The sequence below is a fragment of the Mesorhizobium qingshengii genome (assembly GCF_027563465.1).
In the GTDB taxonomy this organism is placed as follows: Bacteria; Pseudomonadota; Alphaproteobacteria; order Rhizobiales; family Rhizobiaceae; genus Mesorhizobium; species Mesorhizobium qingshengii_A.
Genome location: NZ_JAPFQA010000001.1, coordinates 156,615 through 181,486, shown reverse-complemented (window position 1 = coordinate 181,486; position 24,872 = coordinate 156,615). Strand labels below are relative to the sequence as shown.

Below are 24,872 nucleotides of genomic sequence, written 5' to 3'. Positions count from 1 at the left end.
CGATCGACATGAACAGGCAATGGCATGCAGCGAACGCGATGCCCGCGAACGCGACCATGGACGATCGGATCGCGTGGCACCTGGAACACGCCATCCATTGCGGATGCCGGGATATCCCCAAGGGCATCCGAAGTGAGCTGGAACGGCGCGGAATGGTCGTGAAGGCGCAATCTCCCCACAGCTTTGTCCAGAACGGCCGGGGTCGGGCCGAGCCGGCGGAAAGGACGGAAATCCATGCTCGCGCCAAATCCTGAAGCAACAAATCCCGAGATGGAAGATGTCCTGAAAATCGGCGCCGGTTCGGGCTGGTGGCCGCGCCATCGTGCATCCTTGTCGTGGCTGGCACTGGTTGTCCTTGTCCTGGCAGCCGGAGGCTGGTGGTGGTCCGCGCGCCAGGCTGTGTCTTCGCTCCAGTACCAGACCGTGGCCGCCAAGCGCGGTGGCCTTACCGTATCGGTTTCGGCGACCGGTACGGTTGATCCGATCACGCAGGTCCAGGTCGGAAGCGAATTGTCCGGCAAGGTGGAATCGGTCCTGGTCGACTACAATGCCAAGGTGACTGCCGGACAGGTCCTCGCCGAGATCGACACCGACAAGCTGATTGCCGAAACCAATCATACGCGCGCGCAACTCGACGCAATGAAGGCCGACGTCGTGCAGAAACAGGCTGCCTTTGCGCAGACCGAAAGCGACCTTGCGCGCCTGCGGCCTCTTGTGCTTCACGATTTTGCGTCCAGGCAGGATCTGGAAACGGCAGTGTCGGCACGCGACCAGGCCGAGGCTGTCCTCAACAGCGCCAAGGCGCAGGTAAAGGTCTCCGAAGCCGACCTTGCCGCCAATCAGACCGATCTCGACAAGGCAGTGATCCGTTCACCAATCAAAGGCATCGTTCTCGATAGGAATGTCGATCCGGGCCAGACGGTCGCTGCCTCGCTTCAGGCTCCGGTTCTGTTCACAATCGCGGGCGATCTCAGCCAGATGCAGCTGCTTGTCGACGTCGACGAAGCCGACGCCGGGAGCGTGAAGGAAGGACAGGACGCAACCTTCACCGTGGAAGCCTTTCCCGATCGCCATTTCGCCGCGAAAGTCGTCCAGCTTCGCTACGCGCCGGTGACCGTCAGTGGCGTCGTCACCTACAAATCGGTGCTGTCGGTCGACAACGCATCGCTGGCCTTGCGGCCGGGCATGACGGTCGCCGCCGAGATCGTCACCCAGAAGGTCGACGATGCCCTGCTGATCCCGAATGCGGCGTTGCGCTACGCGCCGCCCACGACCGCCGAAGCCACCGACAACCGCAACTGGCTTGTCAAGCTGATGCCCCGGCCGCCCACGCAGGCACAGACGGAGCTGAGCGACAACCTTCCGCCAGGTCAGAAGCGCATCTGGGTTCTCAAGGACAACGCCGCCTCACCGCTTCTGATAACGCCTGGCGCCACCGACGGGAATTGGACGCAGGTGCTCGATGGTGGCCTGCAAGACGGCAACCTGCTGATCGTCGATTCAACCGGATCGGAATGAGACATGCCGTCCACCGGTGCCGTTCTGATAAAGCTGCAGGATCTCGCCCGATCCTACGGGCAAGGCAGCGCGACGGTGAATGCGCTGCGCGGGGTTTCTCTCGATATCGCCGAGGGCGAATTTGTTGCCATCATGGGCCCTAGCGGCTCAGGTAAATCGACTTGCATGAACATCATGGGCTGCCTCGACACTCCGACGGGCGGCCATTTCTATTTCCGTGGCCTCGATGTCGGCGCGCTTTCGAACGACCAGCGTGCCTTGCTGAGGCGACACTATATCGGCTTCGTGTTCCAGGGCTACAACCTGCTGCCGCGCACCTCCGCGATCGAGAATGTCGAACTGCCGCTTATCTACCGCCAGATGGGCGCCCGCGAGCGGCGCGCACTTGCGCTCAACGCCATGCGGCAGGTCGGCCTTGCCGGGTGGGAGAACCATGCGCCGAACGAACTCTCGGGCGGGCAGCAGCAACGAGTCGCCATCGCCCGCGCCATCGTGACCGCTCCCGCCCTTCTGCTCGCCGACGAGCCCACGGGCAATCTTGATACGGCGCGCAGCCTCGAGATCATGAACCTCCTGATCCATCTCAACCGGAGCGAGGGCATAACGATAGTCATGGTGACCCATGAGCCGGACATGGCCGCCTTCGCGCAGCGGATCGTTCGCTTCAAGGATGGAGAGATCGAAACCGACCAATTGAACAGCAAGGCCGCCTGATGTTCCTTGAAACCATCCTGTTGGCCTTTCGCGCCATCCGCCGCAATGCCCTGAGGTCCACGCTGACAGCGCTCGGCATCATCATCGGCGTGGCGGCCGTGACGGCATTGGTGACCATCGGCAACGGAACCACGCAAAGCGTCGTCTCCGGCGTTTCGCGCCTGGGCAGCAACCTTCTTTCGGTCAGGTCGGGCGAACCGGGCGGCGCTCCCGGCAGCGCGCGCTCGACGGCCAGGCCGTTCAACGCCGCCGATGCCGCGGCGATCGCCGACCAGATCGGCGGGGTGAAGGCCGTTGCACCGATCGCTTCGGCGAAAGTCACGTCCGTGGTCGGAAACGAGAACTGGGAAACTTCGGTCGCCGGAACGCTGAATACCTATTTCGAAGCAGGGCAATGGACGCTTGCTTCGGGCCGCCTGTTCACGGACGGCGAATTGCACGCCGGCAATCCTGTCTGTGTCGTCGGCGAGACTGTCCGCCAACACCTGTTCGGCAAGTCCGATCCGATCGGACAGGCTCTTCGCCTGCAAAGAATCCCCTGCACGGTCATTGGCCTTCTGGCTTCGAAGGGTGCTGGCGCGTTCGGCATGGACCAGGACGACATCGTCATCATTCCCCTGCGCGCCTTCCAGCGGCGGATTGCCGGCAACGTCGACGTCGATTTCATCAATGTCGCGGCGCGTGCCGACACGGCGACGGCCAAGGTGAAGCGCGATGTCGAGAACCTGCTGCGGGAACGGCGCAGGATCGGGACCGGCCAGCGGGATGACTTTTCCGTTTTCGACATGACCGAGATCAGCAGCACGCTGTCCAACATCACGACCGTGCTGACCGGACTGTTGAGCGCCGTGGCCGCCGTAAGCCTGTTGGTCGGGGGCATCGGGATCATGAACATCATGCTGGTATCGGTGACCGAACGCACGCGGGAGATCGGCATCCGGCTCGCCATCGGAGCGCTGCGCCGCCAGGTTCTGGCGCAGTTCCTGGTCGAGGCGGTGGTGCTGTCGCTTTTCGGCGGCTTGATCGGCGTCGCCATCGGCCTGAGCGTTGCGGCCGCCATGGCCGGCTGGCTGAACGTCCCCTTCGTCTTCGAACCGACGGTCGTGGTCGGATCGTTCGTGTTCTCCGGCCTGGTTGGCGTGCTGTTCGGTTACTTCCCGGCGCGCCGCGCCGCCAATCTAAATCCGATCGATGCACTACGCCATGAATAGCCCCCAAAACCCGCGGCGCAAAGGGCAAGGCGACGTGGCAGCGGCTCGGCAACGGTCCGCTTGCATCGCCTGACGCTTCGTCAACATTCGCCTGAAGCTACTCGAAGGAATAGGTGAAGCCCTCCTTGGAGGCGCCGACGGTCACCTTCGTCATCTTTTCGCCCCCGAGCGACCGGTTCAGCACGCCGCGGCTCAATTCCGGCAGAAGCGTGTTGGTCAGGATGGCATCGATCATCCGCCCGCCGGATTCGATCTCGGTGCAGCGGGCCTTGACCAGATCCATGACGCCGTCGCCGATCACCAATTCCGCATCGTTGGTTGCACGCAGCCGGCGAGCGATCTTGGCAAACTGGTGACGGGTGATCGCTTCGATCATCGAATCCGAGAGCGGGTAATAAGGAATGGTCACCACCCGGCCGAGGAAGGCCGCCGGAAAAACCTTCAGCAACGGGCTGCGCAACGCGGTGTCGAGATCGTCGAGCCCTGCCCGTAGCGTTCCATTCCTGGTCCGATCCATGATGACTTCGGAGCCGACATTCGACGTGAGCAGGATCAGCGTGTTCTTGAAGTCGATCCGCCGGCCCTCGCTGTCGTCCATCATCCCCTTGTCGAAGACCTGGAAGAAGATCTCGTGCACGTCAGGATGCGCCTTCTCGACCTCGTCGAGCAGGATCACAGAATAGGGCTTGCGGCGAACCGCCTCGGTCAGGATGCCGCCCTTGCCGTAGCCGACATATCCGGGCGGCGCACCCTTCAAGGTGGAGACCGTATGTGCCTCCTGGAACTCGGACATGTTGATCGAGATGAGGTTCTGTTCGCCGCCATAGAGCGTTTCGGCCAGCGCCAGGGCGGTTTCGGTCTTGCCGACGCCGGAGGGGCCGCAGAGCAGGAACACGCCCACCGGCTTTTCCGGCGCGCCGAGCCCGGCGCGACTGGTCTGCACACGCTTGGCGATCATCTCCATGGCGTGATCCTGGCCGACGACGCGTTCGGACAAAGTCGTGGCGAGCCGCAGCGCCTTTTCGGTCTGGCTCGACAGCATCCGTCCTGTCGGGATTCCCGTCCAGTCCTGAACGACCGCCGCCACGGCGTTGCGGTCGACCGACGGCAGGATCAGCGGCGTCTCGCCTTGCGCCTCGGCCAGTTCGGCCATCAGTTCGCGCAGCCGGGCAAGATCGGCGGCCGGATCGCGCGGAGGGGCAGCGGCAGCGGCCGGTGCCTCCCCGTCGGTCCCGGCGGTTTTGGTTCTGGCCGTTTTGGTCTTGGGCGTTTCGGTCTCAAGTGTTTCGGTCTTGGGCGGCTGGATCTCAACCGCGTCCGCGCCCGCTGTCTCGGTATTGGTCTGCGGCGTCTCCACCGCGTCGAGCGGCACACCTTCGCCGCGCAGCCTGGCACGCAATTCGAGTATCTCGGCAACGAGCGCCTTTTCCCGATCCCAACGTTGCTGCGCTGCGGCCAGCGTGACCTCGCTTTCGGCAAGCCCGGTCTCGACCCGCGCCTGCCGCTCACCCACCTCGATGCCGATCGCGGCCTCGCGGCCGATGATGCCGCGCTCGACCTCCAGCGCCTGGCGGCGGCGCATGATATCCTCGACCTCGGCCGGCGTGGCGTGCTGCGATATGGCGACACGGGCGCAAGCGGTGTCGAGAAGGCTCACCGCCTTGTCCGGCAGTTGCCGCGCCGGGATGTAGCGGTGCGACAAGCCGACCGCCGCCTCGATCGCCTCATCGAGTATCTGCACCTTGTGGTGCTGCTCGAGAACGCCGGCCACGCCGCGCAACATGAGAACGGCCACCGCCTCCGACGGCTCGTCGATCTTCACCACCTGGAAACGGCGGGTCAGCGCCGGGTCTTTTTCGATGTGCTGCTTGTATTCGGCCCAGGTCGTCGCGGCGATCGTGCGAAGTTCACCGCGCGCCAGCGCCGGCTTCAGGAGATTGGCCGCGTCGCCGGTACCAGCAGCGCCGCCCGCACCGATCAAGGTGTGGGCTTCATCGATGAACAGGATGACGGGCGTTTCGGAAGACTGCACCTCATCGATGACAGCCTTAAGCCTTTTTTCGAACTCGCCCTTCACGCTTGCCCCCGCCTGCATCAATCCGACGTCGAGCATGCGCACGCTGACGCCTTGCAGTGTGGGCGGCACATCGCCCTGGGCGATACGCAAGGCAAAGCCCTCGACGACCGCAGTCTTGCCGACCCCGGCCTCGCCGGTCAGGATCGGGTTGTTCTGCCGCCGCCGCATCAGGATATCGACGATCTGCCTGATCTCGGGATCGCGGCCGACGACCGGATCGATCTTGCCGTCGCGGGCACGCTGGGTCAGGTCGGTCGCGTATTTGGCCAGCGCCGAATCCCCGCCCGGAGACCGCCGCGGCGTCTCTGCGGCAGGCTCGCTGGTCGAGGCGCCGGCTTCGAGCGAACCTTCCATGACATCGGCGAACCGCGCGATGACCGCGTCGGCGTCGATCTTGTCAAACTCGCCGCTGATCTTCGACAGCAGGCCTTCCAGCACCGGCGTCTTCAGGCAAGCGAGAAGAATATGCGCGCTGCGAACTTCCTCCACGCCGAATTCCAGCGTTGCCAGGTTCCAGGCTTCCTGGATGGCATGAAAGATGTGGTCGGAGAATTCCTCGATCGACGTGGCGCCATAAGGCAGCTTGTCGACGGCGCGGGTCATATCGGCCGTGAGCCGGCTCGCATCCACCCCCGCGTCGGCGATTATCATTTGCACATCCGAGCGGTCGGAAAGCACCAGTTGCTCGATGAAGTGGACGAGTTCGACGTAAGGGTTGCCGCGCAGCTTGGCGGTGTCGGCCGCAGCCTTGAAGGCGCGCACCCCGACAGGATTGAGCTTGCCGACCAGTTCCTTGCGTTTGAAGGTCTGCGATGACCGGCGCTGTTCCATCGAACGTGCTCCTGCAATCTGCCAGTCGATAACCTGCCACATAAGCGGTCACTTGACAAAGCGCGTGATGGACGAGGTCTCGACGCCCCGATTCAGCTGGCTTCTTCCGTTTGTGGAAAGTTCCGCAGCGCTGGCTGCAAATGACCACGGAATCGGGCGCCCCTATGCGATGCATTTCACATACTGGGTTCGGCAATCTCGCCAAGGGTTTCGGCACTCAAGAAGCGGCTGCGTTTAGCTTCCGTTAATTTTTGAGCAGTCGTTGAATTGTGGTAAAGTACAACGGTGTGGTAACGTTGGGTCAGGTACGGTTTGAGGCCGGTCGCTGGGGGTTGGTGTGATTGATGTCGCACTCTGGCTTAGTCCGCTCGACGGTGAGAATCCGTCCGGGGAGGATTTGCGCAACGACCCGGCTTTTCACGAGCTGGAGCGCCTGACGGAACTCCAGGTCAAGGTCGTCCACGACGGGCGCAACAAGCCCACCTCGCAAAGCACCATCCCGGTCGACTGGCCCGCGGTTCTGGCAAAGGCGGAGGAATTGCGCGCGCATGGCCGGGACCTGCGCCTGCTCGTCGTCGTCACGCGCGCGCTGGCCAATGAACAAGGACTGGCCGGGCTCGCGCAGGGTCTGACCCTCATTGCGCAGACCTTCGACCAGCATTGGAAAACCATGCATCCGGCACTGCGGCCCAACGCTTCGCCGCGCGATGCCGCCTTGCGTCGTATCAACGCGCTGACCGACCTCCAGAACGGTCAGGACGGGCTGCTGGCGAACCTGCGGCAAATGACGTTCTTTGCGCCACGCTCGATCGGGCCAATCACTGGACGCGATCTGGAACAAGGCGCGCTCGACGACCGTGTCATGCTCCAGGAAGCAGCCTCGGGGTTGAATGCGGCGGAAAAGGCCGCGCTGGTCAGCGCGCACGGACAAATGTTGAACCGGGTGCGTGCCGGATGCGCGGCACAGATTGATCAAGCCAACGCCGAGATGGTCTCGCTCGTGGCCGACGCCCGGGCAGCGATCGCGGCCCTTGATGCGGTCGAGACCGCCCTCAACGCTCGTCTCGAGGGCGGCGGCGCTCCCGTTCCGGAATTAAAACGGTTTCTGCAGCGTTTGCTGACGACCCTCGAACGGAATTCGAGCGCCGACCCCGTGACGAATGGCGCGGCCAAGCCGCCCTCGCCAACAGAACAGACAATGCCTGCTCGAAACGGTCATGGAGCCGATACTATGGCAAGTATGGCAAGCTACGCGGACTCGAGCACGGGGCTTCCTGACCGGATTTCCTCGCGCGACGACGTGGTGAGATGCCTCGACCTCGTCGTCGCCTTCTATGACCGCACCGAACCGTCAAGCCCGATTCCGCACCTGGCGCGGCGCGTGCGCCGGATGGTGCATATGGATTTCGTTGAACTGATGGAAGATCTCGCCCCGTCTGGGCTGAAGGAATTCCGGCTCCTTGCCGGCGTTCCCGATGTCAAGAAGACGGCTCAGAAGGATGAAAGGTAACAGCACATGCCAGCCGAAAGCAAAGCGAAGGTCATCGAACGAAATCGCGCGCCGCGGGTGCAGATCGCCTACGACGTGGAAACCTACGGTAGCCCGACGACGATCGAACTGCCGTTTGTCATGGGCGTGATGGCCGACCTTTCCGGCGCCTCGCAGACCAAGGAAGCGTCAAAGTCGGTGCTGGACCGCGCCTTTGTCGAGACCGACGCGAACCGCTTCCCCAAGTTCATGGAGGCGCTCGGGCCCCGCGTCAAAGCCCGGGTGAAGAACACGCTGCCGCAGGCCGAAGGCCAGGAGCGCGACGAGGAACTGGCGCTCGATCTCACCTTCACCAAAATGGGTGATTTCGCCCCGGACAAGATCGCCGAGCAAGTTCCGCAACTGGCCGAAATCCTCAAGATGCGCCGTCAGCTCGAGGAATTGCTGGGCTTCATGGATGGCCGCGTCGACGCTGAAAAGCGCATTGCGCAACTTCTGAACAACGAACCGCTTCTTGGCAAGATCGCCAGCCAGGCGCTGGTCGACGACGACAAGGTTGGGGAATAGATCATGGCCGAACAGCAAAAGACCGCCGCCGTCGCCGCCGAGGCCGAAGCCATAGACCTCGGCGAATTCAGCGGACTCCTCGAGAAGGATTTCAAGGTCAAGAAGGACGACAGCGAGAAGCTGCAGCAACTCGTGCGCAATCTTGCGCTCGCGGCGCAATCCCGTTCCGATACCACGACCATCTCGTCGAATGCGATCAAGTCGATCAAGTCGCTCATCGCCGGCATCGACAAGATGCTGACGACCCAGGTCAACGAGATCCTGCACGCGCCGGAAGTGCGCGAAATGGAAGGCACATGGCGCGGCCTCTGGTACCTCGTCAACAACACCGAGACGGATCAGAAGCTGAAGATCCGGGTGATGAACATTTCCAAGGAGCAGCTGGCCGACACGCTCGAAGACTATGAAGGCCAGATGTGGGATCAGAGCCCGATCTTCAAGAAAGTCTATACGGACGAGTATTCGATGCTTGGCGGCGAGCCGATCGGCTGCGTGATTGGCGCCTACGAATTCTCCAACCACCCGCGCGACGTCGGCCTGCTGCGCAATATCTCCGGCATCTGTGCTTCGGCGCACACCCCGTTCATCGCAGCCGCCTCGCCGCGCCTGTTCCGCATGGACAGCTGGCAGGAATTGCCGAACCCGCAAGACCTGCAGCAGATCGTCTCCAACCCGGCCTATGCCTCGTGGCAGTCGCTGCGCGAGAGCGAGGACGCCCGCTACATCGGCCTGACCATGCCCCGCGTCCTGGCGCGGCTGCCATATGGCACGGATACCGTTCCGGTGAAGGGCTTCACCTTCGAGGAAGAGGTGCAGGGCGACCACAACAAATATGTCTGGATGAACGCCGCCTTCCCGATGGGCGTGAACATAAACCGCAGCCACAAGCTCTATGGCTGGGGCACGCAGATCCGCGGCGTCGAGAATGGCGGCACGGTCCTCAACCTGCCGGTGCACAGCTTCCCGACCGATGACGGGTCGATAGCGATGAAATGCCCGACGGAAGTCGCCATCGACGACCGGCGCGAGGCGGAACTGGCCAAGCTCGGCCTGATGCCCATCCTGCATCGGAAGAATACCGATCTCGCGGCCTTCATCGGCGCACACTCGCTGCAGGACGACGAGACACGGGCGGGACGGCTGGTCGATCCCGACGCTCAGTCCAATGAACGGCTGAGCGCCAACCTGCCCTATCTCTTCCCGGTCTCGCGCTTTGCGCACTACCTCAAGGCGATTGCACGCGACAAGGTCGGCTCGTTCAAGGAGCGCTCCGACATGCAGATCTGGTTGACCGAATGGATCAACCGCTACGTGCTGGCCAACCCGGCCTTTGCCGACGACAAGGCGCGCGCCAAGCGCCCGCTTGCCGCCGCCGAGGTCCAGGTGGACAGCGTGGAGGGGCGGCCCGGCTACTACAATGCCCGCTTCTATCTGCGTCCGCATTACCAGTTGGAGGGCATCAATGCCTCGCTCCGACTGGTGTCGGAACTGCCGTCCGTGAAGACTTGATCAACAGCAACAATATCTTGGTTTTGAAAGCGGTGGAGAAAGACAATGCCCACAACCATGAAGATTGATGGCTTTCTGAAAGTTCCGGATATCAAAGGCCCAAGCGTTCGAGACGGCCACGAGGATGAAATCGAAATCCATGGGGTCGATTACAAGATGGTCGCTCCATACGATCCAAATTCGCTCTCGCGCCGTGGCCGCGTTTCCTTGGGCATGATCAAGTTCACCAAGCACTATGACAAGTCCTCGCCCTATCTGAAGAAAGCCCTGTTCGAGAACAAGGCGCTGGACGAAGTGGTGTTCTCGGCACGCCGCACCATCGATGGCGAGACCAAGGATTACCTGGTCGTCACCCTCACCGACGCCTCGATCATGGAATATGACATGTCGCAGGCCGAGGACGAGGAAGACCTGATCGAGGAAGAGGTCAGCTTCGCCTACAAGAAGATCAAGTTCGTCTATGACGGCAATGACGAAATCGAAATGGATGTCTATGTCGGCAAGTGAGGGCCGGCGGCCCGGCGCGGACAAGCTGCAGGTTACCGGCGGTTCGCGAGCAAAACGCGAAGCGGTCCAGCCCTCCCTCTGGGACCGCCTCGTAAACGACCTGCCGGGCATGGTCTCCGAGATAGACGGGCTGCGCCAGGCCTTGCAGGACGAGCTCGGCGTGGACCGGCTGGAGACCCTGGTCGCGGGCAGTGCTCGGCTCATCGATGCCGATGCGGAGCTGACGGCCGATCAAAAGCGGCGCCTGCACCGCCTGGCCTTTCAGACCCAGCATCGCGCGGAGATGGAAAGCCGAGGCGTGGTCGTGTCGGCCCGCGTGCTCAGGGAGGCCGTGCGGCGCGACATCGAGGCTCTGTTCAACACCGAGCGTTTCGAGGCTGTTCCGCTTCTGTCCGATCTTGAAAGCGAGCAGGCGGCGGACAACCCGCCGTCGCTCGCCGATTTTCCGGAGGTGCGCCGAAGCGTGGTCAACTACGGTGTGCCTTCCTTCTCCGGTCGTTCGTCCCGCGACTTTGATCGCGAAGCCCTGGCGCGCGAGATTCGCTCGGTGCTTGCCACGTTCGAGCCACGTCTCAAGGAAAGCGCGACGAAGGTTGCGGTGACGCTTGGCGACAAGAGCGTGGGCTTGAAGATCGAGATAGACGCGGTGCTGATCATGACGCCGACGCCGGAACGCATGCGGCTGCGCACCACGATCAATCTCGATAACGGCTTGGCGCGGACCGAATTTAGGGAAGCCTGAGATGGATCGGGTCTTCGTAGAATATTACGAGGAGGAACTGACCCATATCCGTGCACTCGCGGCGGAATTCGCCGACATGCATCCGGCGGTGGCGCGCAACCTGTCGCTCGACACGGTCCCGTGTCCGGATCCGTATGTCGAGCGGTTGCTCGACGGCGTCGCTTTCCTCGCCGCGCGCACCCGGCTGAAGGTTGATGCGGAACGCTCGCGGTTTTCACGCAGCGTGCTGGACGTCCTCTATCCCGACCTGGTCACGCCGGCGCCGGCAACGGCGATGGTGGTGCTGAAACCCGGCCAGCAGGTCCAGACAATGGTTGCCGGCCATGTCGTCAAGCGCGGCACCCGGCTGGTCTCCAGCCTGCAGCCCGGCCTTTCGACGCGCTGCACGTTCACCACCGCCCAGGATATCACGCTGTGGCCGATAGCGGTCACTTCGGTAAGCTATTTTCAAGATCGCAGCGCGCTGGCGGCGGGCGGCATGGCGCCGGTCGGCGGTGTGGGCGGCGAGGCGGCGCTCCGCATCGTGCTGGCTCGGACCGGAAAAGGCAGGCTCGACGAACTGTCGCTCGACCAGCTCGATCTCTACTTCGCCGGGCGCACCAAAGCACCACTGCTTTTCGACGCGATCTTCGGCGCCTGCTCGGCCATTGGCGCACGCGCGGAAGGCAAGACCAATCCCGTATCGCCCTTGCCGGAACCCGAAATGATCGGCATCAGCGACGACGAGGCCCTGATGCCCCGTACCCGTCCGACATTCGAGGGGTACCGTCTGCTGCGCGAATATTTCATGATGCCCGAGCGCTTCCACTACGTGCGGATATCGGGCCTGCAGCCTGTCGTGCGCAAATGCGCGGCCGGGCTCGAGATCATCTTCATGTTCAGGCGTCCAGTGCCTGAGCTTGCCGACCTGACACCGGCCGATTTCGAACTTTTTGCAACGCCGATCATCAATCTCTTCGAGCGTGAGTGCAACGTCATCGAGCTCGACCCGCGCAAGACGCGCCAGGTGCTGCATGCCGACCGCACGCGGGCGCGCGACTTCGAAATCTACCGAGTCATCCGCGTCGAGGACGCCGACACCGAAGGCGGCGACGCCGAAATTCCCGAGCTCTTCAGTCTGGGGCAAAACCGCGGCAGTGGCTGGGTCTATTCCACCGAGCGGCGCCCACGGCGCGCGACGGAAGAGGAGCGGCGCGACGGCCTGACCCGCACTTCCTACACAGGGGACGATGTTTTCCTGGCGATTTCACGCCCGGTGGAAAGCCAGGCGAACCGGCCGCTGAAGCGTGTCGACATCGTGGCGCTCTGCACCAACCGCGACCTGCCGATCCTCGATGACAATCCCACCTTGACGCTGGAGGCCGGCGACCCGGTCGAAACGGTCCGGCTTCTCGGCGCGTTGCGTCCGCCTCGCCCGGCCATCCCCGCGGCGCTGCCGGCGGGCGCAGCGGGCGAATCCCGGGCCGACAATCTCGCCTGGCGGCTGGTGGCGCAGCTGGCGCTCAACTTTCTCAGCCTTGCCAAGGAAGGCCGCGGCGTCGATCCGCTGCATGCGCTGCTCGATCTTTATGCCGACCGGGGCGATCCGAGCCTGGCCCGCAACGTGCATTCGATCGTCCGCATCGACTCGCGGTCGGTCATCGAAAGGCTGCAGATCGACGGGCCAATGTGCTTCGGACGCGGTACGGAAGTGACATTGCAAGTGGATCAGTCAGTCCTGGCAGGGCAGAGCACATTGCTGCTTTCGGCCTTGCTTGCACGGCTGTTTGCCCGTCATGCCGGTATAAACGGCTTTGTGCGAACCCGTACGCGGCTGTTGCAGAAGCAGGAGGATGTGCCATGGCCGATGACGCCCGGCAATCGCTACCTGATCTAGACGCGGTCGACCCGAACCGGGCCGAGGAACTGTCCGAGACGTTCGACTTCTTCGAGCTGCTGCGCCGGCTCGAACGCAGGGGCGGACTGTTCGGTCATTCCGGCTCGCCGGAGCGCGAGCCGGCAAGGCTCGGACAGCATGTGCGTCTCAGCTTTTCGGCCAGGGACGTGGTTGAATTCCGCGAAGCAAAGGACAAGGCCCCGGCCAGGGTTACGGTCACAAATCTCGGCCTGATGGGACCTGAAGGTCCGCTGCCGCTCCATTTGACCCGCTGGGTGCTCGATCGCCTGTCGCAGCGCTGGTTCACCGGCGCCGATGCGCAGCAGACCAGTGACACGACATTCCTGGACTTCGTCAACATTCTGCAGCATCGCTTGATCGCCCTGTATTATCGGGCGTGGGCGGATGCGCATCCGGCCGTACAGGTCGAACGCGCGGTCGGTGGGCGCGTTCGCGCCATGCTTGAAGCCATGGCCGGGATCGGACTTCCCGGCACCCAGAACGCCGATCTCGATACGGTGAAGCTTCGCCAGGCGGCTTCGCTCGCCAACCAGGTCGACGGCCCGGAACGGCTGACGCTGTTCCTGGCGGAAGCGTTCAAGGTGCCGGTTCAGATCAAGGAGTTCATCGCCGCCTGGATGACCATACCAACCGGGCTCCAGACCCGCCTTGCAAAAGCCTATGCGGGGCTCGGCCGGGGGGCGACGATCGGCCCGCGCGTTTTCAACCGCCAAAGCAGGATCGAACTGCGTGTCGGCCCGCTGGGCTATGAGGACTTCAAGGCATTCCTGCCGGGAGGCCCGCGGCTCAAACTGTTCAAGCGGGCCGTTCGCGACATGGTCGGGGAATCGCTCGACGTTGACCTGCGCATCGTGCTGGCGCGTGAAGCAGTTCCGCCGCCGCGTATCGGGGCGGTTCAGCTCGGCCGGACCGCCTGGCTTGCGCGGCCCGCTGAAAGGGGCGATGCTGACGACATGCGGCTGCGGACAATCGTCGGATGGCGGCCGGAAATGGCGGAGGTCGCGGCATGAGTCTGCTGCTGACGCTAGAGCAAGGGCCACGCACCCAGGCGGTACGGCAGACCCGACTGGACGAGGGCGAGTTGGTGATCGGCCGCAGCGCGGACGCGGGCTGGCAGATCGACGATCCCGACATGTTCGTTTCGCGGGCTCACTGCAGGATCTCGGGCGGGCGAGATGGATATTTCGTCACCGACACGTCGAGCAGCGGATTGTTCATAAACGACTCTGACAGCCCGCTCGGTGCCGGTAAGTCGACGCGCCTTCAAAGCGGCATGCGGCTGAGACTGGGCGACTACATCGTATATGTCGACCTGCAGACGCCAACCGCCCAAGCGCCGGCAGCCGGCCAGCCGGTTCCGGAACGCCTGCCGCCGGCATCGCGGGCGCCGGTGAGCATCGGCCGCGACGACTTCTTTTCCGCCACGGTCGAAGAAGAGCCGCGGCGGCCACGCCCGGCCGACCTGCCGAACCCGTTCGAGCAGCCGGTTCCAGGCGCGTTCGAGCGGGCCAGTTCCAGCCAGCGCGGCTCACCTGCCTTCGACGACCCGTTCAGCCTCGATCCGGTCTCGACGCCTGTGTCGAAAGACGCCGCCTATCTCGAACCGGGCGGCGCGGCGAACCCGGCGGACCCATTCAGCCTCGACCCGGTGCCATCGCCCGGCCGCGCGGCCGAACTCGCTCGTGGAAAGCTGTCCGATTTCAAAGATGATTTTGGTTTCGGACCAGCCGCGGCGCCCAGTTCGGCGAACGGCGCTGGCTCGACCGGACAGCGCGAGCACATCGCCCAACGACCACAATCCGCCAATCCGTGGGATTTACCCGTGCAAGCGGCGGATGTCCCGCCACCAGCACGGACAGGTGCCGCTCCCAAATCCACCCGCCCGTCGGCAGCGCCGCATGCGGAGATGGCGCTTCGCACGGCATTCCTGCACGGCATGGGCGTCGAGGAAGCCGATTTCCCGGGGCGTGACAGCATCGCGGAAATGGAGAAGTTCGGTCGCGAATATCGGCTGATGATGGAAGGCCTGATGCAGCTTCTGCGCAAACGGGCGGAGGAGAAGGGAAACGCTCGCGTCGCCCAGACCATGGTCGGCGCCTCCGAAGTCAATCCCCTCAAGTTTCTGCCGACGGTCGACGACGCCATCGTGACGCTTATTGCCGAGCGCAGCCCCGGATTTCTCGCCGGCGAAGCGGCAATCGCCGACGCGGTTCGCGATCTCGCGCAGCATCACGTGCGCGCCTGGCGCGGCGTGCAGGGCGCCTTGCGGCGGATGATCGACCGTTTCGACCCGGCGGTGATCGAGGAAGAGCTGAAATCGAATTCCGCGATCGGCACCCTGCTTTCGGGCGGGCGTGGCGCCAAGCTGTGGGAGCTTTACCAGAAACGCCATCGTGAAATCGCCGAGAGCGCTGAAAAGAGCTTTCTTGGCGAAATCGGCGCTGATTTCCGAGATGCATATGAGGAGGAGTGAGACATGATCGATCGACGCGAATTTGTCGTTGCCCTGGGCGCGACGGGACTGCTTGCGGCTTGCCAGAGCGGCCCGCCAAAACCATCGGTGATCACCGTCAACGTGACCGGCGGGACCGGCATGAACCCGGGGCCAGGTGGCGGCGACCGGCCGGTGACTGTCCTCGTCATGCGGCTGCGCGGCACCGGCAAATTCAATTCGGCCGACTATTTTGCTCTGCAGGGGGATGCCGGTTCGGCGCTGGCAGGCGATCTCATCGGATCCGACCAGATCGCCGTCGGGCCGGGAAAATCCGCGTCCAAGACCATCACGGTAGAGCCGGACGCGACGGCGCTGGGCTTCGTTGCGCTGATCCGCGAGCCTGGCGGACGAAACTGGCGGACCACCAAATCGGTGTCGCCGGGATCGAAATTCACGATCAATGTCACGCTTGGCAGCGGCGGCATTTCCGCCTAGCGGCCAGGACAAGGGGAGCTCAATGCAGAGAGTAGCGGCATGAGCGATGCAAACAGGGTGCTATGGTCCGAAGGCCTTTTCCTGCGGACCCAGCATTTCCAGCAGCAGGATCGTTTCTTCGAGGCGACGGTGCGCGGCGCGTTGCAGGCCGGGCAACTGCATACGTTCGGCTTCCAGCAGCTGACGCTGGACCAGGCATTGCTCGAGGCCGGCCAGATCTCGATCCTGTCCGCACGGGGCATCTTCCCGGACGGCACACCTTTCTCCATCCCAGACATGATGGACGCGCCGCGACCGCTGCCGGTCACCCCGGACACGGGCGCCGGACCGGTGCTGGTCGCCTTGCCGCTGGAGCCTCCCGGCGGTGTCGGCTTCGATCCGGCACACGCGGCCCCCTCGGGAGCACGCTATCACGGGCGGATCGTTTCGGTGCGTGACGCAGTCCAGGGTGGCGCGGACCCTGAAGAAATCGAAATCGCCCGCCCGCAGGCTCTGCTGCTGGCGCCCGGCAAGTCGGTCGGTGGCTACACGGCCTTGCCGATAGCCGACCTCAAGGGGGTTCGAGCCGATGGCGGCGTGTCCTTGGACGAAACCTTCCTGCCGCCGACGCTGGTTACCGGCGCGGTGGCCTGGTATCGGCAGCTGCTCCTGGAAGTTGTCACGGGCCTCGACCAGATCGCCGAGGCGCATGGCAAGATGGTGATGGGCGGACCGGGACGCAGCGTCGAAGATCTGCTGATGCTCAACCTCGCCAATGCGGCGCGTCCGCGGCTGGCCCACATGCTGGCGCAGGATGTCTTCCATCCCGCCGAGCTTTACCTGGAACTTGCCGGGCTCGCCGGCTCGATGGCGACCTACGGATCGAGCGCGCGGCGGCTGGGCGAGTTGCCCGCCTACGATCACATGGCGCCTGGCCCCGCCTATTCGGCGCTGGCGGATGCGCTGCGCTCGCTCATCCTCAGCCTGCGTTACATCGAGCCGAAATCGCGTGCGCTGCCTGTCATGCGGCATTCGACCAATGTCTGGAAAATCCGCATCGACAACCCGAAGCTGCTGGTGGCCAGCCGGATCGTCATCCGGGTCGGTTCGGAGCTGTCGGAGGACGCGCTGCGCAAGATATTCGTCAACCAGGCGACCGTCGGCTCGGCCGACCAGTTCGAGGGCCTGTGGAAATCGCGTTTGCCCGGCATCCCGCTGAAACCGCTTCATTCCCAGCCGCGCGAGATCCCTTACGATGGCGATCGGCTCTGCCTCGAGCTGGACCAGAAAAGTGAGCACTGGGCGTCGCTGCTCGATGCCCCCGGCTTCGTCATCGGCGTTTCGGGCGTCTTGCCGAGCGAGCCGCAAGTGGACTGCTATTCGGTGAACAGGTGAGATCATGAGCCGCGATGATCCTTTCGGACTGTCGGAGGATCGCGAACGCACCCGCATACGGTTGACCGGCGCGCCGATGCCGCGGCCAATGGCGCCGCTCTTGCCGGGCGCGGCGGTAAAGCGGTCTCGCACCCACCCGAACGCGCTTGTCAACGCATTCGCGCCCTTGCTCGAGTTCGCTCCCGAGCTTGAAAGTGCGCTGCCGCCGGAGAATCCGGAAGCGTTGCGCACCCGATTGCTCGAAGAACTGGTCCGGGCACGCGACACCGCGATGTCGGCGGGGTCCTCGATGGAGCGGGCCGACCAGGCGGCCTGGGCAGTCGCGGCGTTGCTCGACGATCTGGCCCTGAACACGCCATGGGGCGGGGCCAGCGCCTGGCCGCGGCAGCCGCTTGTGGTCATGCTGCGCGGCGATGTCGATGCCGGCACGCAGTTCTTCACGCGCCTCGACGAACTGGAACGCCATCCCAACCGCGATCGCGAATTGCTGGAACTGCAATATGCTTGCCTGGCGCTTGGCTTCCGCGGCAAATATCGTGTGCCCGGCCGGTCGGGCGACCGCTCGCTCAATGCCGTCCGCGTGGCGGCGGCGCGCTTCCTGCGCGACGCCGACGCCGAAGGCGCGCCACTGTCGCCAAACTGGAAAGGCGTGATCGCATCCGACGAGCCGCAGCGCTTCATCGTTCCGATCTGGGTCATGGCGCTCGGTGCGGCGGTTGTTGCCACGGCAATCCATATCGGTCTCTCGATGGGACTGAGCAGCCAGGCGGTCGAGCTTTCCGCGCTTGTTCGCGCGTTGCCGCCGCCCGAACGCGGCGACATCAGTCGTGCGTCGCCCAAGGTCGATGCCCCGCCACCGGAGAAAGTGGATTTTGCGCTGTTGCCGGAATTTCAGGCCGGGGCGCCTGCCGACCTCAAGTCCGCCCTCAGCGGCACCGAGAGCGTTTCACTGGCCAAGCTGATCATCCAGGCCTCCAACCCCGAACTGTTCCAGTCGTCGCGGCCACAACTGACCGAAGGCTTCGAGCCCCTGATCGGTTCGATCGCCAAGGTGATCCTTGCCAATCAGGAGTTGATCGGCAACATCACGGTGATCGGTCATACGGACGGCGTTCCCCTGCAAAAGACCAATCCGCTGTCGACCAACCAGCGACTGTCCGAGGCTCGCGCCCAGACGATTGCCGACATGCTGGTCCAGAACGGGGTGCCGCAGGACCGCGTCCATTCCGAGGGCCGTGCGGCCACCGATCCAGTGGCCAGCGACAGCACGCGCGAGGGGCGGGCCTTGAACCGCCGCGTCGAGGTGCTCGTCGAAAAGAGGCTGTGAGATGTTCATCCTGCGCTTCCTCTGGGCGGTTCTGACATCGCGCTGGCTCTGGACGCTGATCGGCATCACGCTGCTTTCCCTGGTCATCTGGGTGTTCGGCCCGATCGTCAGGGTCGGTCCCTACGAGCCGTTCGCCTCTGAAAATGTGCGCATCGTCATCATCGCGCTGCTGGTCATCTTCTGGCTGATCTGGCTGATCGTCGCCCAGCGCCGGGCGATCCGCGCCAACCGCATGTTCGTCGCGGAGATTGCAGCACCCGTGGCGGAAAAGCCGCTCAGCCCCGGCGAAGAGAACGTCGCCGCCGTGGGTGCCAAATTCGCCGAGGTGATGGCCGAACTGAAGCGCCGCAAGCTGGGCGGACGCAAGTTCCTGCGCGAGATGCCTTGGTATGTTATCGTCGGGCCGCCGGCCACCGGCAAGACCACGGCGTTGCGGCAGTCCGGACTGAATTTTCCAATCGATCTCACCGACGACCTGCAGGGGGTCGGCGGCACGCGCAACTGCGACTGGTTCTTTTCCGAAAACGCGGTTCTGATCGACACCGCCGGCCGCTATGTCCAGCAGGAGAGCCAGCCCGATGTCGACGCGGCGGAATGGCTGGGCTTCCTCGACCTTTTGAAGAAGCACAGGGGCCGCCGCGCCCTCAATGGTGTGATCGTCGCGCTTTCGATCGACGTGCTTTCGGAGGGTGACGAAGCCATCAAGGCGCACGGCCGCAAGATCCGCCGCCGGCTGGCCGAGCTCAACGACCGGCTCGAAATCCGCCTTCCGGTCTATCTGATGCTGACCAAGGCCGACCTGATCAAGGGTTTCGAGGCTTTCTTCGGCGGCCTGTCCACCGCCTCGCGCGAGCAGGTCTGGGGAACGACCTTCGCGCTGGATGCGCGCGTGGATGCCAAGACCATCGAACGGGAGATTTCGACGCTGGCGACGGAACTCGAGCGACGGCTGGTGCCGCGCCTGGAGGACGAGGACAAGCTCGCCGCCCGCGCCGAGATCTTCAGGTTTCCCGCCCAGCTGTCCAGCCTGTCCGAACCGATCCAGGTGCTGGTCGAGGCGATGTTCGGCGAAAGCCGGTATGAAGAGGCCGCCTGGCTGCGTGGCCTCTATTTGACATCGGCGACGCAGGAGGGGGCGCCCATCGACCGGCTGACGGCGGCGCTGTCGTCGTCCTTCGGCCTTCCGCCACGGCGGGCCCTGCCCGCGCCAAGGGTCGAGAAACGCAGCTTCTTCCTGAAGAACCTGCTCACCGAAGTCATCTTCAGGGAAGCCGGCCTCGGCACGTTCGACCCGCTGGCGCAACGCCGCCGCGCCTGGATCTGGCGCGGTGCCGCGGCCGCATGCGCGGCGGCGGCCTTGCTGGCCGGCGGGCTGTTCACCTGGTCCTATTTCGACAACCGCAACGCGATCACGGCCCAGGCGAGCCAGTTCGAAGCGCTGCAAACGCCGCTGACCTCTGCCGCCGCAAGCCCGGCATCGGTGGAGCAGCCCGCCATCGACAGCGCTCTCGAAGCCATGGACGCGGTGGCAAATGCGCGGACAACACCGCCGGGCGCTGCCCAGGATCTGCTGGGCCCGTCGGCCTCGGCGGAACTGGTGCGGGCGCAGACCGACACGTACGAGCACGCCCTGCGCAACGTGCTCGAGCCGCGCATGGTCGCGCTGCTCGAGGCAACCATGTGGCGGCAGATCCGCGATCCGGATTTCATGCTCGGCGCTCTCAAGACCTATCGCATGATGACGGGCCTGTCGCAGATGGATCCCGATTTCGCGCAGAACTGGTGGGTCAACAGTCTGCCCGAATTCGCCGCCGCGGCACCATTTCCGACCGCCGACGCCGAGGAACATCAGCTTGCCGCCATCCGCCGGATGGCGGTCGACGAAAGCTATATCGCCCCCGACCAGGCCCTGGTAGCCGAAGCGCTGAAAACGGTGTGCACGATCTCGTTGCCGGCGCGTGCCTACAAGCAGTTGCTGGCCGATCCGGCAGTGGCCGAGCTCAAGGAGTGGATCCCGGCCAATTTCGCCGGCCCCAATGGCGGCAAGGTGTTTGCGCGGCGTTCCGACAAGACACTTCGCGTCGGCATTGCCGGAGCATTCACCTATTCAGGCTTCCACGACGCCATTCTCGACCGCATCGACGATGTCGCCGCCCAGGCGGCGCTCGATCGCGCCGTTTTCGCCGGCGGCTGCTCGGAAAACTCCGAGACCTCGGTCTCGGCGCTGTCCGAGGATATTCTGAAGCTCTACTATGACGACTATATCGCGCAATGGGACAGCTTCCTGCGTGACATGCGGCTCGCGCCATTGACCGATCTCAATGTCGCCAGCGAAAATCTGAAGGATCTCTCGAGTGCCGATTCCGCCCTGAAGCGGCTGCTTACGGCGGTCGTCCAGGAGACCGAACTGACGCGCTCCGACGAGGCGCCTGCCGACGACAAGGCGGCGGCCAAGGGCGCCTCCAAACTGCTCGGCAAGCTTGGCAAGCTCGGCAAGCTGGCGACAAGCGGTGCGAAGCTGCTTCCCCGCGCCGGATCAGCAACCGAGGTGGACCTGACCGGCAACCTGGTGGCCGAACACTTCAAACCGCTCAAGAGCACCATTGCCGAGGTCGACGGCCAGCCACCGGCGCTCGATGCCGCCGTTGTCGCGCTGACCGCGCTTTCGAACGTACTGCAGACGGTCACCGCGAACCCCAATCCGCAGGATGCCATCAAGAAGCAGGGCGGCCTTGCCGAACTGACGGGCGCGGTCGCCAGGCAGGCACAGATCCTGCCTGACCCCATCAACAACTGGCTGGGAGGGATTGCCGGCGACACCAGCAATCTGACACAGAAGGCGGTCACTTCGGAGCTCAACGCCATCTGGCGGGCCGACATACTGCCTTTCTGCCAGGCAGCGCTGAACGACCGTTATCCATTCAGCGCCGACAGCGCGGTGGACGTCAATGTGCGTGATTTCGCCCGCTTGTTCGGACCGGCCGGGCTGATCGACGGTTTCATCAATGACCACCTGATCAACTATGTCGACACGACCAGCCAGCCATGGAAATGGCGCGCCGATTTCGGCCTCGATCCGTCGGCGCTGGCGGCGTTCGAGCAGGCCAGGCATATCCGCGACGATCTCTTTCCCGGTGGTACAGGGCCGGTGATGAGCTTCACGCTCGAACCGAAGGACCTGTCTCCCAACGTCACGCGCGTCACGCTCAATCTCGATGGCCAGACCCTCGTCTACTACAACAACGCGACGCGGCCTCAGCCGATGACCTGGCCCGGCAAGGATGGCACCGGGGTCATCTCGCTCGCCTTCCAGCCGATCGATGGTTCGCCCGAAATCATGCTCAACGAGACCGGCAGTTGGGCATGGCTGAGGATGCTGCGCAGCGGCCGCTTCGCCGGCACGTCGCTGTCCGATGTCTACAGCCTGCGCTTGGGGACGAAAGGCATGTACGCCGATTTCGAGCTCAAGGCCGCCAGCGTCGAGAACCCCTACAATTTGCAGATGTTCAAGAAATTCTCATGCCCGCCGCAGATATGACCTTGCCCGGCTTTTACGGCAAAATGCCCGCCACCGGGGATTTCGTGACGCGGCGGCTGTCGGGCGACTTTGTTCGCGGCTGGGACCGCTGGCTGGCGCAGCATCTCGTTCCGCTGTTCGGCTCGGAATCCTGGCCAAGCACAACCGCGCTGCGGTTTCTGGCGGGTCCGGCATCCTTCGGCGCATCGGCGGGCGTCATCTTGCAGAGCGCCGACAGGGTTGGCAGGAAATTCCCCTTGAGCGTCGTTGCGCAGCTTTCTGAAGCCCCCATTCTGCTGGCCGACGCCGAGGCGTGGTTTTCCAGCATCGAAGAGGCGGCCATCGCGGCCCAAAACGGCGAGCTGACGCCCGACGAACTGGATGCCGCGCTGGCCAGGCTGCCGGTGCCGCCTGTCGAGGCGGGCGAAGAGCTCATCAGCGACATGGTGATGTGGACAGCCCGTTCGGACATTTTCGACATCGATCCGCAATCGCCGCAGGCGACGCTGGAACAGATCCTCGCGGCCAGTTGGGAAGCCCAGTCGATGCAGGGGCGAGTCTGATGTTCGTCAGCCAGAACACCACCCCCTTTCTCGCCGAGACCTTCCCCTATCAGGACAAGCATTGCGTGAAGTTCTGTGTTGCCGTGATCCGGGCGACGTACGACGTCGATGAACAGGGCAACTGCACACCCAGCAAGGAACAGTCGCCTTTCGTCTACGCCGACACCCATTATGGCGACCCGGAAGTCACCTCCATTCGCGTCGAGACCGACTTTGCCCCGATCAAGCCAAAATGCGAGGTTCTGCTCGACGCAATGGCGATCGCCCCGCAAGGGAGGCCGGCGGAAGCGATCGAAGTGCGCCTGGTCGGGCCGGGACTGGACAAGCGCGCGGTGGTCACTGGACAAAGGCGCTGGTTCCGGGGCGGGCTCGGCATCCAGGCGTCGCGGCCGCATCCCTTTATTTCAATGCCGCTGGCATGGCACCTCGCATTCGGCGGCACCGACCGAACCGATCCTGATCCCGCGAAACACCGCGGCGACGCCGTCAACCCAATCGGATGCGGCTATCTTGTCGGCCAAAGCAACATCGATGGCACACCTCTGCCCTGTGTCGAGCACCCGCAATCGCCGATGCGCATTTGGAACGACAGGCCGCGCCCGATCGGCTTTGGGCCAGTTCCACGTTTTGCCAAGGAGCGGGCGAGATATGCCGGCACCTACGACAAGCATTGGATGGAAAACGTGCTGCCCTTCCTGCCGCAGGATTTCGACGACCGCTACTTCCAGGCGGCGCCCCAGGATCAATGGGTCGACAGGCTGTCGGAAGGTATGATTTTTGGCTGCGTGGGCATGAACGAAAGCGGCAAGTTCAAGGTGAAACTGCCGGCGATGTCGGTTCCGGTGCGGTTTATGTTCGACGACAGGACCGAGCACAAGGTGGCGACACCCGATACCCTGACCATCCTGCCTCACGAGGGGAAGGTCGTTCTGGTCGGGCGAGTAAGCACGAAGTTACCTCGAAAATTTGTGAAACTGCAGCAGGTGAAGGTGGGCAACGAGCCGAAGCCGATCGATCCCAAGCCGCATTACGCCGGACTGAAGGAAGCCGTGGCGGCGTTGGCCGGAATGCGCAAAAAAAGATGACCGCCATTTCCTGTATCAGCCTCGTCTGCCCTGTCGGCTACACGCCGGCAAGCGCTGCTGCCGCCATGCGGGCGAGCATCTCGGTGTTCGAGGAATTGCCGTACCGCGACCGCGCCGGCCAATCGATTCGTGGGGCCAGGGTCGATGCCGTTCCGCCTGAGGCGCACGGCCGAAGCCGTCTTGCGGCGCTGGCCCGGTTCGCTGTCGAGCATATCGATACAGAAGTTGCGGGCCTGCTGCCTTGGGGCGAGATGCCTTTCCTGTTGTGTAGCCGTGACGCCGGCATGCCGGGCGCCCGCATCAACGGAATTCTGTCTGGGCTCGCGGTTCCCGGCGGGAAGCCATTGGCTGGGGCGCGCACTTTCCAGATTACCCATGGCCAGATTTCGGTTTTCGTCGCGATGGAACAGGCTCGCAGGCTGCTGGATGAACGCAATGTGGAAGCCTGCCTCATCATGTCGGTAGACAGCCTGATCGACGCGCGCGCGCTCAGTTGGCTCGACAGCCGGATGCGGCTGAAGACCAGCAAAGTGACGGATGGGCTCATCCCTGGCGAAGCCGCCTGTATTCTGGTCGTCAGCAAGCGTCCTATTGTTGACGGGTCCTTGCGGCTGCGAGGGTTGGGCCTCGCCGTCGAAACCGCAACCGCCAGCAACGAGGAACCCTTCCGGGCGGATGGCCTCAGCGCGGCACTGAAAGTCGCACTCGGCGAGGCTGGCGTCCGGATGCACGAGGTTGCATTCCGGCTCAGCGATGTCGGGGGCGAATCTTACGCATTTGAAGAGCTTGTGCTGGCGCAGATGCGCAACATGCGCCAGACGCGACCGGAGCAACCCGTATGGCACGCGGCCGACTGCATGGGCGATTGTGGGGCTGCCGCTGGCCTGATTCAGTTCGCCTGGGCGGAGCAGGCATTCAAGCGCGGCTATGCGCCCGGCGAACTCGCGGCGCTGCACGGCAGTTCGATGGCGTTCGGCGGCCGCGCCGCCGCCGTGGTCTCGGCGTAGGGGTTCCA

Annotated in this window: 20 protein-coding genes; 19 read left to right on the top strand and 1 reads right to left on the bottom strand. The window is 64.0% G+C overall.

Features of this window, described 5'->3' with window-relative positions; all coding sequences use genetic code 11:
* The first annotated feature begins 8 nt into the window (after positions 1-8).
* Genes OOJ09_RS00795 through OOJ09_RS00780 form a run of 4 tightly spaced genes read left to right on the top strand, consistent with a single transcriptional unit; the run spans position 9 to position 3,443 of the window.
* Positions 9-254, top strand: coding sequence for a hypothetical protein (locus OOJ09_RS00795; protein ID WP_269903360.1), 246 nt, complete (start codon positions 9-11; stop codon positions 252-254).
* Positions 235-1,518 carry an efflux RND transporter periplasmic adaptor subunit gene (locus tag OOJ09_RS00790; protein WP_269903359.1) on the top strand — a complete coding sequence of 428 codons (1,284 nt, stop codon included), beginning with the start codon at positions 235-237 and terminating at the stop codon, positions 1,516-1,518. The genes OOJ09_RS00795 and OOJ09_RS00790 overlap by 20 nt, the downstream gene beginning before the upstream one ends.
* A gap of 3 nt (positions 1,519-1,521) precedes the next feature.
* Complete coding sequence (locus tag OOJ09_RS00785; protein WP_269903358.1) at positions 1,522-2,232, top strand: ABC transporter ATP-binding protein; 711 nt, start codon at positions 1,522-1,524, stop codon at positions 2,230-2,232.
* A complete protein-coding gene (locus tag OOJ09_RS00780; RefSeq protein WP_269903357.1) occupies positions 2,232-3,443 on the top strand; it encodes an ABC transporter permease in 1,212 nt (403 codons plus the stop codon). Before OOJ09_RS00785 ends, OOJ09_RS00780 begins: the two co-directional genes overlap by 1 nt.
* Before the next feature lie 97 nt (positions 3,444-3,540).
* Here the strand turns inward: OOJ09_RS00780 and tssH are convergent, their stop codons facing one another.
* Positions 3,541-6,351 carry a type VI secretion system ATPase TssH gene (gene tssH, locus OOJ09_RS00775; RefSeq protein ID WP_269903356.1) on the bottom strand — a complete coding sequence of 937 codons (2,811 nt, stop codon included), beginning with the start codon at positions 6,349-6,351 and terminating at the stop codon, positions 3,541-3,543.
* A gap of 337 nt (positions 6,352-6,688) precedes the next feature.
* Between tssH and tssA the strand changes: the two genes are divergently transcribed.
* Genes tssA through OOJ09_RS00700 form a run of 15 tightly spaced genes read left to right on the top strand, consistent with a single transcriptional unit; the run spans position 6,689 to position 24,864 of the window.
* Positions 6,689-7,861, top strand: a complete 1,173-nt coding sequence (gene tssA, locus OOJ09_RS00770; protein ID WP_269903355.1) for a type VI secretion system protein TssA — start codon at positions 6,689-6,691, stop codon at positions 7,859-7,861.
* A 6-nt stretch (positions 7,862-7,867) separates the two neighbouring features.
* Positions 7,868-8,407, top strand: coding sequence for a type VI secretion system contractile sheath small subunit (gene tssB, locus OOJ09_RS00765; protein ID WP_269903354.1), 540 nt, complete (start codon positions 7,868-7,870; stop codon positions 8,405-8,407).
* 3 nt (positions 8,408-8,410) lie between these two features.
* On the top strand, positions 8,411-9,916 hold the full coding sequence (gene tssC, locus OOJ09_RS00760) for a type VI secretion system contractile sheath large subunit (RefSeq protein WP_091583629.1): 1,506 nt from the start codon (positions 8,411-8,413) through the stop codon (positions 9,914-9,916).
* A gap of 45 nt (positions 9,917-9,961) precedes the next feature.
* Positions 9,962-10,423, top strand: coding sequence for a type VI secretion system tube protein Hcp (locus tag OOJ09_RS00755; RefSeq protein WP_269903353.1), 462 nt, complete (start codon positions 9,962-9,964; stop codon positions 10,421-10,423).
* Complete coding sequence (tssE, locus tag OOJ09_RS00750) at positions 10,410-11,165, top strand: type VI secretion system baseplate subunit TssE (RefSeq protein WP_269904036.1); 756 nt, start codon at positions 10,410-10,412, stop codon at positions 11,163-11,165. The genes OOJ09_RS00755 and tssE overlap by 14 nt, the downstream gene beginning before the upstream one ends.
* A gap of 1 nt (position 11,166) precedes the next feature.
* Positions 11,167-13,041, top strand: coding sequence for a type VI secretion system baseplate subunit TssF (gene tssF, locus OOJ09_RS00745; RefSeq protein WP_269903352.1), 1,875 nt, complete (start codon positions 11,167-11,169; stop codon positions 13,039-13,041).
* Complete coding sequence (tssG, locus tag OOJ09_RS00740) at positions 13,005-14,072, top strand: type VI secretion system baseplate subunit TssG (RefSeq protein ID WP_269903351.1); 1,068 nt, start codon at positions 13,005-13,007, stop codon at positions 14,070-14,072. The genes tssF and tssG overlap by 37 nt, the downstream gene beginning before the upstream one ends.
* Positions 14,069-15,535: a type VI secretion system-associated FHA domain protein TagH gene (gene tagH / locus OOJ09_RS00735; protein ID WP_269903350.1), complete on the top strand. Its 1,467-nt coding sequence runs from the start codon at positions 14,069-14,071 to the stop codon at positions 15,533-15,535. Before tssG ends, tagH begins: the two co-directional genes overlap by 4 nt.
* Positions 15,536-15,538: 3 nt before the next feature.
* Complete coding sequence (tssJ, locus tag OOJ09_RS00730) at positions 15,539-15,991, top strand: type VI secretion system lipoprotein TssJ (protein WP_269903349.1); 453 nt, start codon at positions 15,539-15,541, stop codon at positions 15,989-15,991.
* A gap of 39 nt (positions 15,992-16,030) precedes the next feature.
* Positions 16,031-17,365, top strand: a complete 1,335-nt coding sequence (gene tssK, locus OOJ09_RS00725; protein WP_269903348.1) for a type VI secretion system baseplate subunit TssK — start codon at positions 16,031-16,033, stop codon at positions 17,363-17,365.
* 4 nt (positions 17,366-17,369) lie between these two features.
* Complete coding sequence (gene icmH / locus OOJ09_RS00720; protein WP_269903347.1) at positions 17,370-18,692, top strand: type IVB secretion system protein IcmH/DotU; 1,323 nt, start codon at positions 17,370-17,372, stop codon at positions 18,690-18,692.
* Between the two features lies 1 nt (position 18,693).
* Positions 18,694-22,230, top strand: a complete 3,537-nt coding sequence (tssM, locus tag OOJ09_RS00715; RefSeq protein WP_269903346.1) for a type VI secretion system membrane subunit TssM — start codon at positions 18,694-18,696, stop codon at positions 22,228-22,230.
* Positions 22,212-22,772: a type VI secretion system-associated protein TagF gene (gene tagF / locus OOJ09_RS00710; protein ID WP_269903345.1), complete on the top strand. Its 561-nt coding sequence runs from the start codon at positions 22,212-22,214 to the stop codon at positions 22,770-22,772. Before tssM ends, tagF begins: the two co-directional genes overlap by 19 nt.
* The gene (locus OOJ09_RS00705; protein ID WP_269903344.1) at positions 22,772-23,857 is read left to right on the top strand and encodes a DUF2169 family type VI secretion system accessory protein; all 1,086 of its coding nucleotides are present in this window, start codon (positions 22,772-22,774) and stop codon (positions 23,855-23,857) included. The genes tagF and OOJ09_RS00705 overlap by 1 nt, the downstream gene beginning before the upstream one ends.
* Positions 23,854-24,864 carry a hypothetical protein gene (locus OOJ09_RS00700; protein ID WP_269903343.1) on the top strand — a complete coding sequence of 337 codons (1,011 nt, stop codon included), beginning with the start codon at positions 23,854-23,856 and terminating at the stop codon, positions 24,862-24,864. Before OOJ09_RS00705 ends, OOJ09_RS00700 begins: the two co-directional genes overlap by 4 nt.
* Positions 24,865-24,872 lie beyond the last annotated feature (8 nt).

What these genes read in the sequence shown, in the direction of transcription:
- OOJ09_RS00795 (WP_269903360.1), top strand. Translation starts at nt 9, where the DNA reads ATGAACAGGCAATGGCATGCAGCGAACGCGATGCCCGCGAACGCGACC.
- OOJ09_RS00790 (WP_269903359.1), top strand. Translation starts at nt 235, where the DNA reads ATGCTCGCGCCAAATCCTGAAGCAACAAATCCCGAGATGGAAGATGTC.
- OOJ09_RS00785 (WP_269903358.1), top strand. Translation starts at nt 1,522, where the DNA reads ATGCCGTCCACCGGTGCCGTTCTGATAAAGCTGCAGGATCTCGCCCGA.
- OOJ09_RS00780 (WP_269903357.1), top strand. Translation starts at nt 2,232, where the DNA reads ATGTTCCTTGAAACCATCCTGTTGGCCTTTCGCGCCATCCGCCGCAAT.
- tssH (WP_269903356.1), bottom strand. Translation starts at nt 6,351, where the DNA reads ATGGAACAGCGCCGGTCATCGCAGACCTTCAAACGCAAGGAACTGGTC.
- tssB (WP_269903354.1), top strand. Translation starts at nt 7,868, where the DNA reads ATGCCAGCCGAAAGCAAAGCGAAGGTCATCGAACGAAATCGCGCGCCG.
- tssC (WP_091583629.1), top strand. Translation starts at nt 8,411, where the DNA reads ATGGCCGAACAGCAAAAGACCGCCGCCGTCGCCGCCGAGGCCGAAGCC.
- OOJ09_RS00755 (WP_269903353.1), top strand. Translation starts at nt 9,962, where the DNA reads ATGCCCACAACCATGAAGATTGATGGCTTTCTGAAAGTTCCGGATATC.
- tssE (WP_269904036.1), top strand. Translation starts at nt 10,410, where the DNA reads ATGTCGGCAAGTGAGGGCCGGCGGCCCGGCGCGGACAAGCTGCAGGTT.
- tssF (WP_269903352.1), top strand. Translation starts at nt 11,167, where the DNA reads ATGGATCGGGTCTTCGTAGAATATTACGAGGAGGAACTGACCCATATC.
- tssG (WP_269903351.1), top strand. Translation starts at nt 13,005, where the DNA reads ATGGCCGATGACGCCCGGCAATCGCTACCTGATCTAGACGCGGTCGAC.
- tagH (WP_269903350.1), top strand. Translation starts at nt 14,069, where the DNA reads ATGAGTCTGCTGCTGACGCTAGAGCAAGGGCCACGCACCCAGGCGGTA.
- tssJ (WP_269903349.1), top strand. Translation starts at nt 15,539, where the DNA reads ATGATCGATCGACGCGAATTTGTCGTTGCCCTGGGCGCGACGGGACTG.
- tssK (WP_269903348.1), top strand. Translation starts at nt 16,031, where the DNA reads ATGAGCGATGCAAACAGGGTGCTATGGTCCGAAGGCCTTTTCCTGCGG.
- icmH (WP_269903347.1), top strand. Translation starts at nt 17,370, where the DNA reads ATGAGCCGCGATGATCCTTTCGGACTGTCGGAGGATCGCGAACGCACC.
- tssM (WP_269903346.1), top strand. Translation starts at nt 18,694, where the DNA reads ATGTTCATCCTGCGCTTCCTCTGGGCGGTTCTGACATCGCGCTGGCTC.
- tagF (WP_269903345.1), top strand. Translation starts at nt 22,212, where the DNA reads ATGCCCGCCGCAGATATGACCTTGCCCGGCTTTTACGGCAAAATGCCC.
- OOJ09_RS00705 (WP_269903344.1), top strand. Translation starts at nt 22,772, where the DNA reads ATGTTCGTCAGCCAGAACACCACCCCCTTTCTCGCCGAGACCTTCCCC.
- OOJ09_RS00700 (WP_269903343.1), top strand. Translation starts at nt 23,854, where the DNA reads ATGACCGCCATTTCCTGTATCAGCCTCGTCTGCCCTGTCGGCTACACG.